The sequence below is a fragment of the Coprobacillus sp. AF33-1AC genome (assembly GCF_003475785.1).
Taxonomy (GTDB): domain Bacteria; phylum Bacillota_I; class Bacilli_A; order Erysipelotrichales; family Coprobacillaceae; genus Faecalibacillus.
This window is the reverse complement of sequence record NZ_QRQB01000001.1, coordinates 73,879-89,508: the sequence shown is the minus strand read 5'-3', so window position 1 is coordinate 89,508 and position 15,630 is coordinate 73,879. Positions and strand designations below refer to the sequence as shown.

Sequence of the window (15,630 nt, the reverse complement as noted above, 5' to 3'; positions counted from 1 at the left end):
TTTTAACATCTTATTTGATTATACTGCACATACTTTTGGTGACCTATAGTTGCACCTAAATGTTTAATTAAACATTGTTCTAACGGTAACTTCTTTAAATCAGCTTCTTCAATATATTGTCTTATTTGTAATTCATTAGATTTTTTAAATTTTTCATGCGTTTGATATTTATCATAGATATGGTGTAATTTTTCTTGATAATGATAAAAACCTTCAAATGCTTCGTCCCTACTCTTCGTCGACAAAACAAGATTACCTGAATAATGCACTTCATATTGCATTGTATAAACATCTAATTCAACATAGGTTTTAACCATACCAACAAGATTCGTATATTCTTCTATAATAAATATTTTTCTTTGCGATTTAGGCAAAAGCATCTTGAGGGTTTCCATATTACTGTTTCTAGAAACAAGTTCCCTCACTTCATGTGTTGTATTTTGTAATATTTTTACTAAATCAGCGTTTAAATCACAATAATAAAAATAAAGCGAACCTGGATATCTTAAAATATCCATATCTTGATAACGTTCTTTTAAAAAATAGATACCTGGATCATAGCCCTTATCTTTTGAGCATACAACAATTTTTACTTTGTTAGAAAAGCAAGTAACAGTTTCTGTCAATTTAGCCATTAAACAAAAATCCATAGCATTCTTCGTATAAAAACGACTTCTAATAGAAGAAATATCAATGATTTTTATATTTTTGTATTGAGTATATTCAATAAGTTTATCTTTTACATAAATATCACTTACAAACATATAAACTAAAGTTGTTTTAGGAATGTTTTTTGCTATTTCATATCCCACATTTTCACTATCTACTAAAATAATTTCTTTTATATGACGATGTTGAAATCGTTTAATCAATCGTTTAAATATCATTGTTATTCCTCCTTTGTTTCAACATCATTATATTCATCCCCTCATTTCAATACCATCTTATATAAGGTGGTATTATTGTTTTTTATTTCTTAGTATTGTAGTATAAAGAAAAAGGAGGACAAGCAATGCAAAGAAATAAAAATAGTGATTCTTATATTAAATTTATTGCAGTTATTGACATTATTATTAAATATAGTGATGAAAAACACCCCTTAACTGTCAAAGATATTCAAGAAAAGATATATGAGTTAGACCAAGATTTTCAAATTGATTATCGGATCATCAAAAAATTTGTAGAAAACTATAACCAATATTATCATGATGATGTGATTGTCTCTTATAAAGAAGGAAGAAATATTTACTTTTACTATGTTAATACAAGTTTAGATATCATGGAAGCAAAGGCCATCTTAGATTTAGTATACAGTTCTCATTTTTTCACTTTACAAACTAAAGAAAATTATCAAAAAAGAATACAAGATATGTTCAGTATTCACTATCAAGCCTATTTTCGTAAAAACTTAAATTTACACGTCGTTAAAAACGAAGATGCTAGTGTTTTCTACAATGAATTAGAAATGATAGTTAAAGCAATACACGAAAAAAAGAAGATACGTTTTCAATATTGCAAACCTTCTTTAAATACAGCACAACCTTTTAAAGAAACCGAACTCGCTCCAATTGATACTATTTTCTCTAATAATGAATATTATTTACTTTGTCAAGGCGCTAAAAATCCCAATGACTGCATTCAATATCGATTAGATTATGTTAAAAATGTAGAAATAGTCAAAGACAGCACAGTTTCATTCAATGCTTTTCAACTACAATCTTTCCAAGAAAAAATAAATCATATGTCTTATATGTATGGAGAAGGACATTTAGAACCGATAGAATTAGATTTTACTCCTGCTGTTTATTCAAATATGATTGATAAATTTGGTAAAAACATTCACCCTACTCAAATCAACAATCAATTATATCGTGTGCAAGTTAATCATATTATCAATAGCACTTTTTATTCATGGATTATTGGTTTTGGTGGACAAATTCAAATATCTGGTAATCAACAACAAATAAATCGTTTTAAAGAATTCTTACAAAATCATTTTTTAAATGAATAACCGTCCATATTATTAATACAGACGGTTATTCACATTGTTCACTTATTATTCACTTATTCACAATTTAATTCACAAATAATGCCTCTATCAGTCACAATCAATACTTTAGCTTCAACGTGATCACTTATTTTATCATAGATACGCCCTGCTGACATTGTTTCCCCTAAAACAGTACTTGGACTATTTGCAACATAACCAATTTTCCCTAGTCCTTCAATTTTTACTTGAATGGCTTCTTTATCATAGTCATTATCCGGTTCTTTAACTAGTATCACTTTCATTCCTTTTTCTAAAAATTGATGTCCAAAATAATATCCTGTACCAGTTAAAGTAAAATATATCGTCTTCATCGTAAGCCCTCCTATCATTGATTACTTGTATTATAGTTGGGCAGATAATAAAATACCGTCTTATTTAAGACGGTATTTTATTGTTTTATTTATCTCATCAAATAATGCAGAACATTTAGCATAGGATGAATCTTGTAATTCTGTTACCAGTTTTTCAACTAATTCTTTTCCTTAGTTAAGTTGAGCAATGCCTTTTACATAAACACACGCATCGCGATATATTTCTCTCTTTTTACCTTGTTTTAAAATCGTATAGAAGCATTGATAAAAGTCTTGATACAATTGTTTACTATAATGCTTTTTTAATAATTCAACATGATAGATTAAAAATCTGCGATTATCCCCTTGATTGCGTTTCTCGAGAACCGTATTTAATCATAAGATCTAAATCATTAGTATTTTTATATACAATAAAAAATTTGTATAACTAGCAAGAATAAGTATATATTTACATTTCTAGTCATTTAATAATAAATAAGATACGAGATTGACTATCACCAAGAATTATTTTGATTAAACTATAATCATATTTAAAAGTCATAAGGGATTCAATGATTTCGTTTGTTTTTTACATATTGTCTGTTAGTTTTATTCATTTAGAATAATATATTTTGATTGATCATTAATAATTTGATAATCATTTTGATGATTCATTAATTTTTGATAATCTATTTTAATGATCTTATTGTCTTGTTTAGATAAAGGATGCGCCCAGATATAGGCTGATATAAAAGCAATACAATAGTCTTCATGAACAGCTATAAAATGAGATAAATGATGTTGCTTAGTTAACAATGAGCCATCTAACCATCGTCCATGTAATTTTAAAAGTTCATCTTTAAATCTTGCTTGAACATCATCTTTAAGATAAAACCAAACTCTTTTCCCTTCAAATTCTTTTAATACTTTTTCTATATTATTCATCTTTCTTTCCTCCTTAAATCTATAAAGAGGATAAAAAAACAATCCCATCGTTATGATGAGATTGAAATTCATATATTCATTTCCCATCATTCAAGCTTTAGCACCTTACATATTGCAGGTTGCTGTGTGATCATTGAGCTTGTCTCTTACACACTCTCTATAGGTAAATTCATTTTATACTTTTTATCATGTATTGTAAAGTTATGAATTTTGTAAATTTAGTTTTTTATTTAGATAAATATAAAAGATAACATTTAAAACAATACCCGCTATTGTTGCAATTGGAGCAGCTAAACCAATATAAGTAAGACTTGCATGTGGTTGAATAGACATATAATAAGCTAATGGTAAACGCACTAATAAGGTTTGTACTAAACCTTGAACCATCACCCATAATGTTTGATCATGACCATTGAAATATCCGACCATACTAAATAAAATCGCTGTAACAATAGTTTCTAAAGCAAATCCTTTTAGATAGTCATATCCTTTATTAATAACAACCTGTTCATTAGTAAAGATTCCAGTTAATAGATTTCCTTTAAAGAAAACAAATATAAAGACGACAAAACCAATAACTAAACCTATTTTTATACCGGTAAACATCGCTTGTTTTGCTCTTTTTTCATCTCCAGCGCCAACGTTTTGACCAACAAAAGAAGCCATTGACTGCATAAGTGAACTAGGTACTAACATTGCAAAATTAACCACTTTACAAGCCACACCATAACCTGATGAAGCTTCTAATCCAAGTCTATTAACAAAAGCGCATAATGCTAAAAATGAAATTTGAGTTAAACATTCTTGTAAAGCTAAAGGTAATCCTATTTTTAACGCTCTTATACAATGAGAATTCATTTTAAAATCATGTTTCGTAATTGTAAAAGGTAAGTCTCTTTTAAATAACAATAACAATGCAAAAACAACACTGACTGCTTGGGCAAACACAGTAGCCATGGCTGCTCCCGATGCATCTAATTTTAAAACTGCAACCAAAAACAAGTCACCCACCACATTAACAAGACAGGCTACCATAACAAATAGTAAAGGAGATTTACTATCTCCTAATCCTCTAAAAATAGCAGATAAAAGATTATATGCAACAATAAAGAAAATCCCTGCTCCACATATACGAACGTAATGAGATGTAAGTGTAATTGCTTCGTGTGGTGCTTGCATGAGTGTAGAGATAGGTCGAGCAAAAACAATCATAACAACGAACAAAATAAATGAAACAGCAGTGAAAACAAGAGTTGATCCACCAATTAAAGATCCAATAGCACCATGTTTCTTTTCACCTATATATCTTGCAATTAAAACTGTTAAACCCATCGCAAATTGGGTAATCACAAAAGTAACTAAATTTAAAACCTGACTTCCTGTTGATACTGCAGAAAGACCAGCAGTTGTCCCAAAGTGACCAACAACTAATAAATCAACTGCACCATAAGCAGCCTGTAATATCAATGCTCCTAAAATAGGCATCATAAATGAAACCAATTTTTTTAAAATACTCCCTTGTGTAAAATCTGATTGTTGATTCATTATTTTCTCCCCCTTTCATTCATAACTTTATAAAATTCATTGATTGTTTTTATTGTACAATCAATATCCTTTTCATTTAAAAAATCTAAACTTTTTGCTAAATCACTAAAATATTCTTGATTAAATTTTTCAAAGATGTATTGCCCTTTGGATGTAACTGTAATGTATGTAATACGACCATCATGTTTGGCGGCTATTTTCTTTAAAAAACCTTTTTCTTCCATTGTATGAATTGTTCTTGTCACACCCGGACGAGGTAAATTTAAATAATCACTTACATCTGAAATTTTTACTTTTTTATTTTGTTGTTCTAATTCAATGATTGCTTCTAAATATCGAATGTAAGATGGTAAAACACCTTGTGGTAGTTGAGGCAATAAATCTAATATTCGTTTTGCCATATAAAATGAATCTAACATTTGTTTAACTTTCTCGCTGTTCATTGTATCCTCCTATATAGTTACCCATGTTAATTACCATAGGTAATTATATGATAATAAAGGATAATGTCAAGGTTCATCTCAATAAAAAAAGAAGATATAAATATATCTCCTATACTTGATAACGAAGCCAGATGGCGTCGCTATCAAATTGATTAACATCTAATAATTTTAAATGAATTAAATCATGATCTATCTTTAATCCATCAAATACGGAAGGCATTTCTTTTCTACCATCAATTCCTGAACCAATTAATAAACTAATTTCATCTAATAAACCTTGGTCTAAAAATGAAGTATTAATAGCAGGATCACCTACAATTCCCATTCTTTCTACATGAAACTCACGAGATAAAATATCACAAGCTTGTTTTAAATCAATATGTTCATGACCACATACGATCCATGAAATATTTTGTTGATCAAGATAATCTAAATATTCTTTTGATACTCTTTCACTTGTAATAATAAGATATGGCTTTTTCATTGAAGATGCATTTGGCCACAAAAGTTTTCCTTTTGTATCTAAAATAACTTCATATCCTTGAGCATCAACTTTCTTTGAAAAGCCGCTTTTACCAAATATTTCTTGATTTTTTGGTTTAAAGAATCCAGGATTAGCCATTTCTAATTCAGCTGTTACCCTTCCACTAACAGTAGTAGGTAAATTAAGTTCATCTAAAGTTTGATAATAATCTTCTACTCCAGGTAATTTTGATGTCATAGCACAATCAACACGCCCATCAACTGACATCATCATATGGCAAATAATATAAGGTTTACTCATCCTATAGTTTTCCTCCATAGACAGGAAAAGAACTGCTTTCGCCATAGTTTTCTATATGTTTAAAATGTTTCAATGTTTCCATATCTTCATCACTAATCATAAAATCAACATCACTATTTGATTTCATATGTTGAGGATTAGCTGTTTTAGGTAAAGAAATAGTACCTAACTGTAGGGTATAACGAATACATAATTGAGCTACTGAAACACCATATTTATCAGCCATTGTTTGAATTTCTTTTTTTTTAAGAATTTCTCCATGACCAATTGGTGAATACGCTTCTACAACAATACCTTGTTCTTTACAATAGTCTACTAAATCTAATGGAGTATTACTAATGTGAAGTAAAATTTGATTGACCATTGGTTTAATCTTGCATGCTTTTAAAATATTTTCAATATCTTCTTTTTGAAAATTAGATACCCCAATTGCTTTTTATTTACCTTCTTTATAAGCATCTTCTAATGCTCTCAACGCTTCTTGATTACCCTCAAAATAACGATCGTCACTTTGATTAACTTTATCCCAAGGTTGAGGGCTATGAGTAATCATCATATCCAAATAATCAAGTCCCATTGTTTCTAATGTTTGATCAATACTATCTTTTGCTTCTTGATATGTTTTATGTTCAGCAGCTACCTTACTTACAACAAACAAATCTTCTCTAGCAACACCACAAGTACGGATTCCTTCTCCGATTCCTCTTTCATTGCCATAAGCTTGAGCTGTATCAAAATGACGATATCCTAGTTGTGTTGCAGCTTTAATTGATGTAGCAACTTGATTATCATCAATAAACCAAGTACCTAATCCTAATTGTGGTACTTTAATACCATTATTTAATGTTAAATATTTATTATACATTTATATAATCTCCTTTCATCTGGAACCATCTTAAGTCTTAAAGTTAACTTTATGTCAATAGTTTTCATCGATATTTATATTCACCAGTTTAAAAGTAAATAAACATTAAACTTTTAACAGTTTTTCATGTATAATAATGTATGGAATATTTAAAGGAGTGAATTCGTTTTATGATATTAGAACAAATAGATAAAGATTTATTAACATTAGCTCATCAATCAGATGAACAATTAAAAGATATTTATAAAGAAGTAGATGAAATCTGTTTACATAATTCAAATAAAATCTTATCAGCATTTATTGAAAATCAAGTATCTTACTCTGATTTTACTGATATAAATGGTTATGGTAACTATGATGAAGGAAGAAATAAACTAGAAAAGATATTTGCTTCTATTCTAGGATGTCAAGACGCTTTAGTTAGACCTCAAATTATGTCTGGAACAAATGCTTTATTTCTTACATTATCAGCATTATTAAAACATGGTGATACCATGATTTCAATTACTGGTGAACCATATGATTCTTTACAAGAAATGATAGGTTTAAGTGGTAATTCTAGTCAGTCATTAAAAGCTCACGGTGTACACTACGAACAAATAGATTTAATTAATAATGAATTTGATGAAGATAAAATCGTTGAACGATTAAAAGAAAATAATGTTAAATTAGTAGAGATTCAAAGATCGCGAGGTTATTCTCATCGTTTATCATTAACACTTGATAAAATTGAACATGTTATTACTAAAATTAGAAAAGTAAACCAAGATGTTATTATCATGGTAGATAATTGTTATGGTGAGTTAGTCGAAAAAAGAGAACCTGGTGACATAGGCGCTGATATTGTTGTTGGCTCATTAATGAAAAACTTAGGTGGTGGTATTGCTCCTACTGGTGGATATGTAGCCGGTAATGAAGATCTTATTTATGCCGTTGCTGAAAGATTAACAGCCCCAGGTATTGCTAAAGATTTAGGTGCAAACTTTAATTTAAACAATGCTTTCTTTAAAGGCATCTTTATGGCACCTAATGCTGTTAAAAACGCATTAAAAACTGCTATTTTTACATCTTATATGCTAGAAAAATTGGGCTATAAAAATGTATCACCTCGTTATAACGAACAACGAACAGATATCATTCAAACTTTAGAATTAGGAACAAAAGAAAAACTTGTTGATTTTACTCAAGGTATTCAATCATCAAGTCCTATTGATTCTTTTGTCCATGTTTTACCAGCTCCTATGCCTGGATATCCTTTTGATGAAGTCATGGCAAGTGGTAGTTTTACTCAAGGTAGTACCATTGAATTAAGTGCTGATGCTCCGGTAATTGAACCTTATACATTATATATGCAAGGTGGTCTTTCACTTGAATATGGTAAACTTTCAATTTTACTTGCACTCACTAATATGAAAAAAGAAAATAAATAAAGAGATTTCATTTTGAAATCTCTTTTTTATACACTTCCCTTTTGTCCACCATCAATTCTTATAACTGTATTATTAATATAATTTGCTTCATCGCTTATTAAGAATTTAACAAGATAAGCTACTTCTTCTGGTTTTCCATATCTTTCAACCATGATTTTTTCTTGTTCTTCTTTCAAGAACTCTTCATCATATCCCGCTAGTTCATTTTCTGTACCTATAAACCCAGGAGCAATACAATTAACATGAATATATGGGGCAAATTCAAAAGCCAAATTATGAGTCAATGAAATTAAAGCTGCTTTAGAAGCATCGTAATCAATACACATTGGATAATAAGTATTAATACCATTTGTAGAAGAAATATTAATAATTCTACCATATTCTTTTTCTAACATCTTTCGATAAACACGTTTGGCACAATTATAAGCACCTATTACATTGACATCTAATGTTTTTCTAAATTCATCAGCATTTTTTAAATGAAACAAATTTGATAAATCAATAGCTGCATTATTAATCAAAATATCAACGCCATCTAATTTTTCTTCAATCATTGATACCATTTGATCAACATCTTTTTCTTTAGAAACATCACATTGTAATATAAGACATTTGACACCATAGTCCTTGATAATCTGTTCTTTTAAAGCTAAAGCTCCATTTTTTGAAGTAAGATAATTAATAACGATATCATAATGATTTTTAGCTAGTTCTAAAGCAATGGCTTTTCCAATTCCCTGAGCACCACCAGTAATCAAAACAACTTTATTTTTCATGATAAAAAAGAGCTTGATTAAGCTCTTCCTGCATATTTTCCATCAGCTGAAAAGACTACAATTTTTTCACCTTGTTCAATAAATTGAGGAACTCTAAGTGTTAAACCTGTATCTGTAACAGCATCTTTAGTTTGGTTAGATGGTGCTCCTTTGATAGCTGGATCAGTTTCTACTACAGTTAATTCAACTTTTTCTGAAACGGATACTGATAATAATAATCCTTCAAAGAACATTAAGTAAACTTCTGAACCCTCAACGATGAAATATTTATTAAATCCTACTTGTTCTTCAGTTAATTCATATGTATCATATGTTTCCATATCCATAAAATAATATGTTGAATCAGCTTCATAAGAAAATTGAGCTGCTTTTTTAGAAATATTAGCTTGATCAAATTTAGTTGAAGCATTGAAGTTTCTTTCTTGAATAGCTCCAGTTTTTAAGTTTCTCATTTTTGTTTTTAAGATAGCTGCACCTTTACCAGGTTTTACATGTTGAAAATCTAATACTTGGCAAGGATCACCATCAACGATTAAAGTTAATCCTGTTCTAAAATCTCCTGCACTAATTGCCATAATTCTCTCTCCTATTTTTTATTTAATAATTTACACGCTATATTGTAACAGTTTATATCATTATTCTCAAGTCACTGCAAATTAAAATAAAGATACTTTTTCTTTTTGTTGATGTTCTTTAATATATTTACTCCATTTAATATAGCCATATGTAGTATTCGTAAAGTAACCAATTTTTAAAATCAATAAAACATATTGTCCTGATAAAACATTAATAACCGCTTCAAGAAAAGCACAAATATACCATGCTATCCATTGTTCTCTTAATCTAAAGAAAATAAATAATCCATTAGCAATACCTACTGCTGAAGCACAAGCATCAATATAAACAATAAATGTTTCTAATGTTTTATTATGATAAAAATCAGTTGCGATATCTAAACCACTAATAAAGTAACCAACAACAACTGTCCAAACAATAATTCCAATAATAACAAGAACTTCTTGGTAACCTTTTAATTTTCTGACCATTGTTAACTCGTCTTCTTCATCATCACGATGTTTAGACCAGTTAATATAACTGATAATATCAATTGGTAACCAGAAGAATAATGTTACTACCATCGTAGCAAAACGATACATCAGTACAATACTTATTACAATTTCAACAATTTCTACTAATACTGAAATCAAGAAATTATATCGAGATTGTTTTGATATCAATAACTCACATAATATATTTAAGAAAGTATCAAGCAAATAAAGTAACATGATAAGAATACCATTTACACCATTTGCACTCTCTTCTGGAAATAATACTGAAAAAATCGTAGCTAAAACCATGATTGTCATAAACCATGATTTTTCATAAGTTGTAAACTGTCTAGAAAATAACATCATGATAACTACTGATAAAAGTAAAATAAAAGACGAACTTGCTAAGTTAAAAATAGGTAATGTCTTTTCAGCCATAACTTCTTTATATGTATGTTGAGCCTCTTGATGGTTAACACCTTTATGGTCAAAATAAAGTTTTTTTCCCTTATCAGTTTGATATTCATATGATTTGATTGATGTATTTTTTAATTTAACATATTCTTCATATGAATAAGAAACAACTAACTTTTCATCACCTTTTCTATATGTCACTTCACATACCGTGTTATCTGAATCATAATCTTCATCATCTTGATCTCTTTGCATCTGTACACTTTGAAGATATTGAATATGTCCAACATCACTATGGATTTCAAAAAGACCATAACAAATTGAAACAATTGAACAAATAGCAAGTAAAACCAGCACAATCGTTTCTGCAAGTCTTAGCTTTTTATTTGGTTCAATATTTTTCTTAAAAAATTGAATCATTCTATAAATCTCTCCCTACTACATCAAAAATACAAAAAATAAGATTGGTAACTTATTTTTTTGCAGAATGCTTCATTATTATAATAAATTTTTATACAAAATACACTATTTTTTACGTTATTTTAATAAAAATAAATCAAGTTAACAATCTATATGCATTTACTTCTTATATTCATCTTGATTATGTATAATCGAAACAGGTGATAAAAATGAAAAAAAACTTTCAAATTAAATCAAATCATGATGGCTTGGTTCTAGATGGCATGATAGTAAGTCATGACCATCCTCAAGCCATTATTCAAATTTCTCACGGAATGTGTGAACATAAAGAAAGATATTTAGACTTTATGAACGAGTTAGCTCATCAAGGTTATTTATGTGTTATCCATGATCATCGCGGTCATGGTAAAAGTGTTAAAAATAGAGATGATTTAGGTTACTTTATCAAGATGGTAGTGTTGGTATTGTTGAAGATCTACACCAAGTGACACTTATGATCAAACAACTTTATCCTCACCTTCCTCTTTATCTTTTCGGTCATAGCATGGGATCTTTAGTAGTCCGCTGTTATATTCAACAATATGACCATGACATTGATGGACTTATAGTTTGTGGTAGTCCTAGTGATAATCCTCTTGCTGGTACTGGCATTTTTATGAGTCATCTTTATTCCTTGATTAAAGGTGATCATTATCGTCCGCAATTGATTCAAAAATTAAGTTTTCAATCCTTTAATAAAAAATTTGATTCAAACGTTCCCAACAGTTGGATATGTAGCGACAAACAAGTAGTCAGTCAATACAACAATAATCCTTTATGTTTTTTTACTTTTAGTGCTAATGGTTTTGAAACTTTATTCAAATTAGTTAGAAAAACCTATCATTCTAAAAACTGGTCTTTAAACAATCCATCTTTACCTATTTTGTTTATTGCCGGAAAAGAAGACCCTTGTATCACAAATGAAAAAAGATTTAATGAAGCCGTTTATTACATGAAAGAAAAAGGTTATCAAAACGTCACATCTTATTTATTCGACAACATGCGTCATGAAATACTCAATGAAAATGATCACCATCTTGTCTATCAATATATGAGTGATACCCTTATAAAATGGCAAAAAGAACGCTCATTTTGAGTGTTCTTTTTTGTATCATCTCATCCCATCTTTTAAAATACGATGATCATATAACAGTTTTTCAATTACCGTTTCTTTAATCAAAGCAATAAGCGGTTTTTTTAATATGTTGAAAAGACCTAAATCAACTTCTAAAGGTGACTTTCCATCCATTAATACCACAGAACTATCTAGTAATTCTCTTATATCGTAGACACTAGGCCAAACTTCGGGTACAGCACGGTCAATTTGAAACAAACCATAGACAGCTTCCATTGCTGTTCTAACAGAATACTCGGTAGTAAAAATAGTATCTCTTGGTGTTTGCGCAAATTGTCCTAAAAAAGCAAAATTTAAAGCATCATCAACAATGACATCGGGACGATCTCCTGCACTTCTAGGCATAAAGAAAGCAGTAATATAAGGCATCATTGTTGGTACACAGCGAGCACTATTGGTTGCATATTCTTCAATATATTGTTCAGGAACACCTAAATGATACAACCATTCCATCGTAATTTCCTTACCAGTACAATCTTTCATTGGCTTTTGAACATAATCCCCAATAGCATCACTAAATAAACCATAAACCCAGATACAGGTTTTGTTTGGCTCTTGTTTTTTAAATTGTCCTTGACGATGAATCGTCCAACTTAAAAGCCAAGATGAATCTTCAATACTCACAATCCCACCAGTAACAACTTTACCTGTTTGTACATCACGTTTACAGATTCTTGTAATATAAGGAATAATTTTATCATCTAAAATTGTAATTGTTGCTGATTCCCAATTTGTTTTAGAAATATCACCACAAAACTTTTCAGGATGACCAAATGATGGATCTTGTTTAGCAATTTTCTTCCATAAATCAAAGCTACCACTTTTTTTGACATCTACATCATAACTTGGAGCATGATCTTGACCACCATAAATTGTTCCATCAACACAACTTCCATTTGTAATAAAAACATAATCATCCTGTGATAAAACAATTGTTTTATCCTTTCCTTTTACCTTACATTTGATTTCTTTTGCTCGTTTTTGATTTTCTTGAATATCAAATATAACATTTGTGACTTCATGATTAAATTTGAAATCTACGCCAGCATCTTCAAGATATTTTTTCATTGGTAAAATCAACGACTCATATTGATTATGACGGGTAAACTTTAAAGCACTAAAATCAGGAAGTCCAGCAATATGATGAATAAATCTTTGAAAATAAAGTTTCATTTCTAAAGCACTATGCCAGTTTTCAAAGGCAAACATTGTACGCCAATACATCCAAAATGGAGAGTCAAATACTTCATCATCAAAAATATCTTCAATTGTTTTATCATAAAGATCTTCATCTTTAGTCATAAACAATTTCATAATTTCCTTACATCCTTTTAGACTTAATCCAAACTTACCATCATGATGAGCATCTTGTCCTCTATTCACTGTTGCTCGACATAATGAATAATTAGGATCTTCTTTATTTAACCAATAAAATTCATCTAATACACTGGCATCTTTAATTTCTAATGAAGGAATACTTCTAAATAAATCCCATAAACATTCAAAGTGGTTTTCCATCTCTCTACCACCTCTCATGATATATCCTTTACTTGCATCTAAAATACCATCACAAGCACCGCCAGCTAAATCATGAGCTTCTAATATATGAATATTCTTTTCTGGCATTTTAGCATCTCTTACTAAAAAACAAGCAGCAGCTAAACTTGCAAGGCCACTTCCAATGAGATAGGCTTGTTTATTTTCAACGCCTTCAGGTTTCTTTGTTTTAACAAAAGCTTCGTAATTTCCACTGGCATAATAAATGCCTTTACTGTTTTTTTCATATTGCTTTCTTTCATTTTGATGATAGTCATTTGTCTCATTCATTTGAAAAGATTGATTGTTTTTCTTATTTAAGATATACATAAAAGCAGATAAAGACAAAACGCCCATCAGTAATTTCCTATAATTAATCATACACATCACCTCTTTTTTATCTTTCCCTGATTCTTAAAATTAAGTCAAAAAAATAGAACATATTTAAATGTTCTATTTCAATCATCTAATTTCCAACTATGATCATCATGATAAATCATTAATTTACTCATTCCACCATCAATACATAAATTTTCTCCAGTAATAAAGCATGCCTCATCACTGCATAAAAACAAAACAGCATGTCCTATATCTTCAACTTTCCCCACTCTTTTTACTAAATGCTAATTAGCATTTGCACCTCCATATATTTTGTTTTGTGTATCAATCCATCCAGGTGAAATACTATTCACTCTTGCTTTTCCAGCTAGAGAGACAGCTAATGCAGAGTCAAAGCATGAATGCCACCTTTAGCTGCCGTATAACTTTCACTTTGAGGTTGACTCATACGATCTCTTGAAGAAGAAATATTAGTAATACAAACCTGATCATTTAATAACTTAATGAGCATAAAAGGTCCTGTCACTCCTACTTGTAACGCCTCATTAAACTCTTCATAGCTACAATCATCAATTACTTTTTTACAAAAAGCAGTCAAATCATCTTTGTTACCAACACTGCCAACAAAATAATCATTATCTAAAATATCTATGATATAAACATATTCGTCAACAACAAAGATTTACATTAATTGAAACGATCTTTTGTATCAGTGTTATTTTACTTCTCGTTGTTCCTGAAGTAATATCAAAAAATAGATTGCTCTATTTTTTATTATTCATCACATAGAGAATGGGGTTTGAATTGCCATGAGCAAATAAATTAGAAACAATACCACCTAGATATTTATTTCTTATTTCATCAGGTGCAATAACTCCTACAAATTCCATTCTTTTTTCTTTATCTTTCCTTATAATTTCTTCATCAACTGTTAAAGTATTCATAGTTGAAAAAGCAGGTAACCATGCTGTTATTTGATAAACCTCCTTGATCATTCCATTATATACGGCAAAAACATATTGGAGTTTGTTTGCTCTTTCTTTATTCACTACCCAACTAATACGTGTTGCCTCATATAGTTCAAAATCTGTCATACCATAATGATATTGTTGATTAATTCTAATTAATAAAACATTTTCATCAATGTCTTCTCTACGAATCACCTTATTAGAAAAACGATCATTTAATTCATCAACATCAATCCGTCCATACATTTGTGAATGGTGTCCTTTTTGCATATTGGTTAAATTATCAATACCGATTAAATCAATAGTTGCAGCTTCTACTTTATAGGCTGTATCTTCGTCAACACCATGAACAAGAATTTCTATTAAAGGACTTTTTCCTCTTGCTTTAATTTCTTCTAGCTTCTTTATTTTTTCCGTTTCACCAGTTTCAAACAAATGATTAAAACATCTATTTCCTTTACCCTTACCAATATAAAAAGGTTTTTTAGTATCTGGGTCTGAATAGACATAAACATAATGTTGTAATTCTTCTAAAGCTTTAGAAACAAATTTTTTTGATTCACTCATATTTACTACTCCTATTATTTATTTAAATCATTTTA

General features: G+C 29.5%; 17 protein-coding genes, 1 pseudogene and 1 riboswitch. Of the genes and pseudogenes, 4 read left to right on the top strand and 14 right to left on the bottom strand.

Translation table 11 applies throughout. From position 1 onward, the window contains the following. Positions 1-2 precede the first annotated feature (2 nt). Positions 3-887, bottom strand: coding sequence for a PIN domain-containing protein (locus tag DWZ53_RS00450; RefSeq protein WP_118430909.1), 885 nt, complete (start codon positions 885-887; stop codon positions 3-5). Between the two features lie 125 nt (positions 888-1,012). On the opposite strand from DWZ53_RS00450, the gene DWZ53_RS00445 reads away from it, so the two are divergent. Further along, complete coding sequence (locus DWZ53_RS00445; protein ID WP_118430907.1) at positions 1,013-2,011, top strand: WYL domain-containing protein; 999 nt, start codon at positions 1,013-1,015, stop codon at positions 2,009-2,011. 53 nt (positions 2,012-2,064) lie between these two features. On the opposite strand, the gene DWZ53_RS00440 is transcribed toward DWZ53_RS00445, so the two are convergent. From DWZ53_RS00440 to DWZ53_RS00415, 6 genes and pseudogenes are all read right to left on the bottom strand, one after another. After that, complete coding sequence (locus DWZ53_RS00440; RefSeq protein ID WP_118430905.1) at positions 2,065-2,361, bottom strand: HIRAN domain-containing protein; 297 nt, start codon at positions 2,359-2,361, stop codon at positions 2,065-2,067. Between the two features lie 588 nt (positions 2,362-2,949). Further along, on the bottom strand, positions 2,950-3,285 hold the full coding sequence (locus DWZ53_RS00435; RefSeq protein ID WP_118430903.1) for a hypothetical protein: 336 nt from the start codon (positions 3,283-3,285) through the stop codon (positions 2,950-2,952). A gap of 80 nt (positions 3,286-3,365) precedes the next feature. Next, positions 3,366-3,451, bottom strand: a riboswitch (SAM riboswitch). 35 nt (positions 3,452-3,486) lie between these two features. Beyond that, positions 3,487-4,830, bottom strand: a complete 1,344-nt coding sequence (locus DWZ53_RS00430) for an MATE family efflux transporter (RefSeq protein ID WP_118430901.1) — start codon at positions 4,828-4,830, stop codon at positions 3,487-3,489. Then, the gene (locus tag DWZ53_RS00425; protein WP_118430899.1) at positions 4,830-5,273 is read right to left on the bottom strand and encodes a MarR family winged helix-turn-helix transcriptional regulator; all 444 of its coding nucleotides are present in this window, start codon (positions 5,271-5,273) and stop codon (positions 4,830-4,832) included. Before DWZ53_RS00425 ends, DWZ53_RS00430 begins: the two co-directional genes overlap by 1 nt. Positions 5,274-5,382: 109 nt before the next feature. Beyond that, positions 5,383-6,057: a dihydrofolate reductase family protein gene (locus tag DWZ53_RS00420; RefSeq protein WP_118430897.1), complete on the bottom strand. Its 675-nt coding sequence runs from the start codon at positions 6,055-6,057 to the stop codon at positions 5,383-5,385. 1 nt (position 6,058) lies between these two features. Next, positions 6,059-6,922: pseudogene (locus tag DWZ53_RS00415) on the bottom strand (aldo/keto reductase). A 170-nt stretch (positions 6,923-7,092) separates the two neighbouring features. Between DWZ53_RS00415 and DWZ53_RS00410 the strand changes: the two are divergent. Beyond that, positions 7,093-8,352, top strand: coding sequence for a methionine gamma-lyase family protein (locus DWZ53_RS00410; RefSeq protein WP_118430895.1), 1,260 nt, complete (start codon positions 7,093-7,095; stop codon positions 8,350-8,352). A gap of 26 nt (positions 8,353-8,378) precedes the next feature. On the opposite strand, the gene DWZ53_RS00405 is transcribed toward DWZ53_RS00410, so the two are convergent. From DWZ53_RS00405 to pnuC, 3 genes are all read right to left on the bottom strand, one after another. Further along, positions 8,379-9,128 carry an SDR family NAD(P)-dependent oxidoreductase gene (locus DWZ53_RS00405; RefSeq protein ID WP_118430893.1) on the bottom strand — a complete coding sequence of 250 codons (750 nt, stop codon included), beginning with the start codon at positions 9,126-9,128 and terminating at the stop codon, positions 8,379-8,381. Between the two features lie 17 nt (positions 9,129-9,145). Then, positions 9,146-9,703 (bottom strand): elongation factor P, encoded by a 558-nt coding sequence (efp, locus tag DWZ53_RS00400; protein ID WP_118430891.1) that lies wholly within the window; start codon positions 9,701-9,703, stop codon positions 9,146-9,148. Between the two features lie 81 nt (positions 9,704-9,784). Continuing rightward, a complete protein-coding gene (gene pnuC, locus DWZ53_RS00395; protein ID WP_118430889.1) occupies positions 9,785-11,011 on the bottom strand; it encodes a nicotinamide riboside transporter PnuC in 1,227 nt (408 codons plus the stop codon). Between the two features lie 209 nt (positions 11,012-11,220). Between pnuC and DWZ53_RS11410 the strand changes: the two genes are divergently transcribed. Both DWZ53_RS11410 and DWZ53_RS00390 read left to right on the top strand, forming a co-directional pair. After that, positions 11,221-11,499 (top strand): serine aminopeptidase domain-containing protein, encoded by a 279-nt coding sequence (locus DWZ53_RS11410; RefSeq protein ID WP_255415270.1) that lies wholly within the window; start codon positions 11,221-11,223, stop codon positions 11,497-11,499. A 5-nt stretch (positions 11,500-11,504) separates the two neighbouring features. Further along, the gene (locus DWZ53_RS00390) at positions 11,505-12,146 is read left to right on the top strand and encodes an alpha/beta fold hydrolase (RefSeq protein WP_255415269.1); all 642 of its coding nucleotides are present in this window, start codon (positions 11,505-11,507) and stop codon (positions 12,144-12,146) included. 15 nt (positions 12,147-12,161) lie between these two features. Here the strand turns inward: DWZ53_RS00390 and DWZ53_RS00385 are convergent, their stop codons facing one another. From DWZ53_RS00385 to DWZ53_RS00375, 4 genes are all read right to left on the bottom strand, one after another. Then, complete coding sequence (locus DWZ53_RS00385; RefSeq protein ID WP_118430888.1) at positions 12,162-14,102, bottom strand: oleate hydratase; 1,941 nt, start codon at positions 14,100-14,102, stop codon at positions 12,162-12,164. Positions 14,103-14,179: 77 nt separating this feature from the next. Next, positions 14,180-14,329 (bottom strand): SDR family oxidoreductase, encoded by a 150-nt coding sequence (locus DWZ53_RS11405; protein WP_255415268.1) that lies wholly within the window; start codon positions 14,327-14,329, stop codon positions 14,180-14,182. 110 nt (positions 14,330-14,439) lie between these two features. Beyond that, positions 14,440-14,658, bottom strand: a complete 219-nt coding sequence (locus DWZ53_RS11400; RefSeq protein ID WP_255415267.1) for an SDR family oxidoreductase — start codon at positions 14,656-14,658, stop codon at positions 14,440-14,442. Positions 14,659-14,824: 166 nt separating this feature from the next. Continuing rightward, positions 14,825-15,595 carry a hypothetical protein gene (locus DWZ53_RS00375; RefSeq protein WP_118430886.1) on the bottom strand — a complete coding sequence of 257 codons (771 nt, stop codon included), beginning with the start codon at positions 15,593-15,595 and terminating at the stop codon, positions 14,825-14,827. Positions 15,596-15,630: the final 35 nt, after the last annotated feature.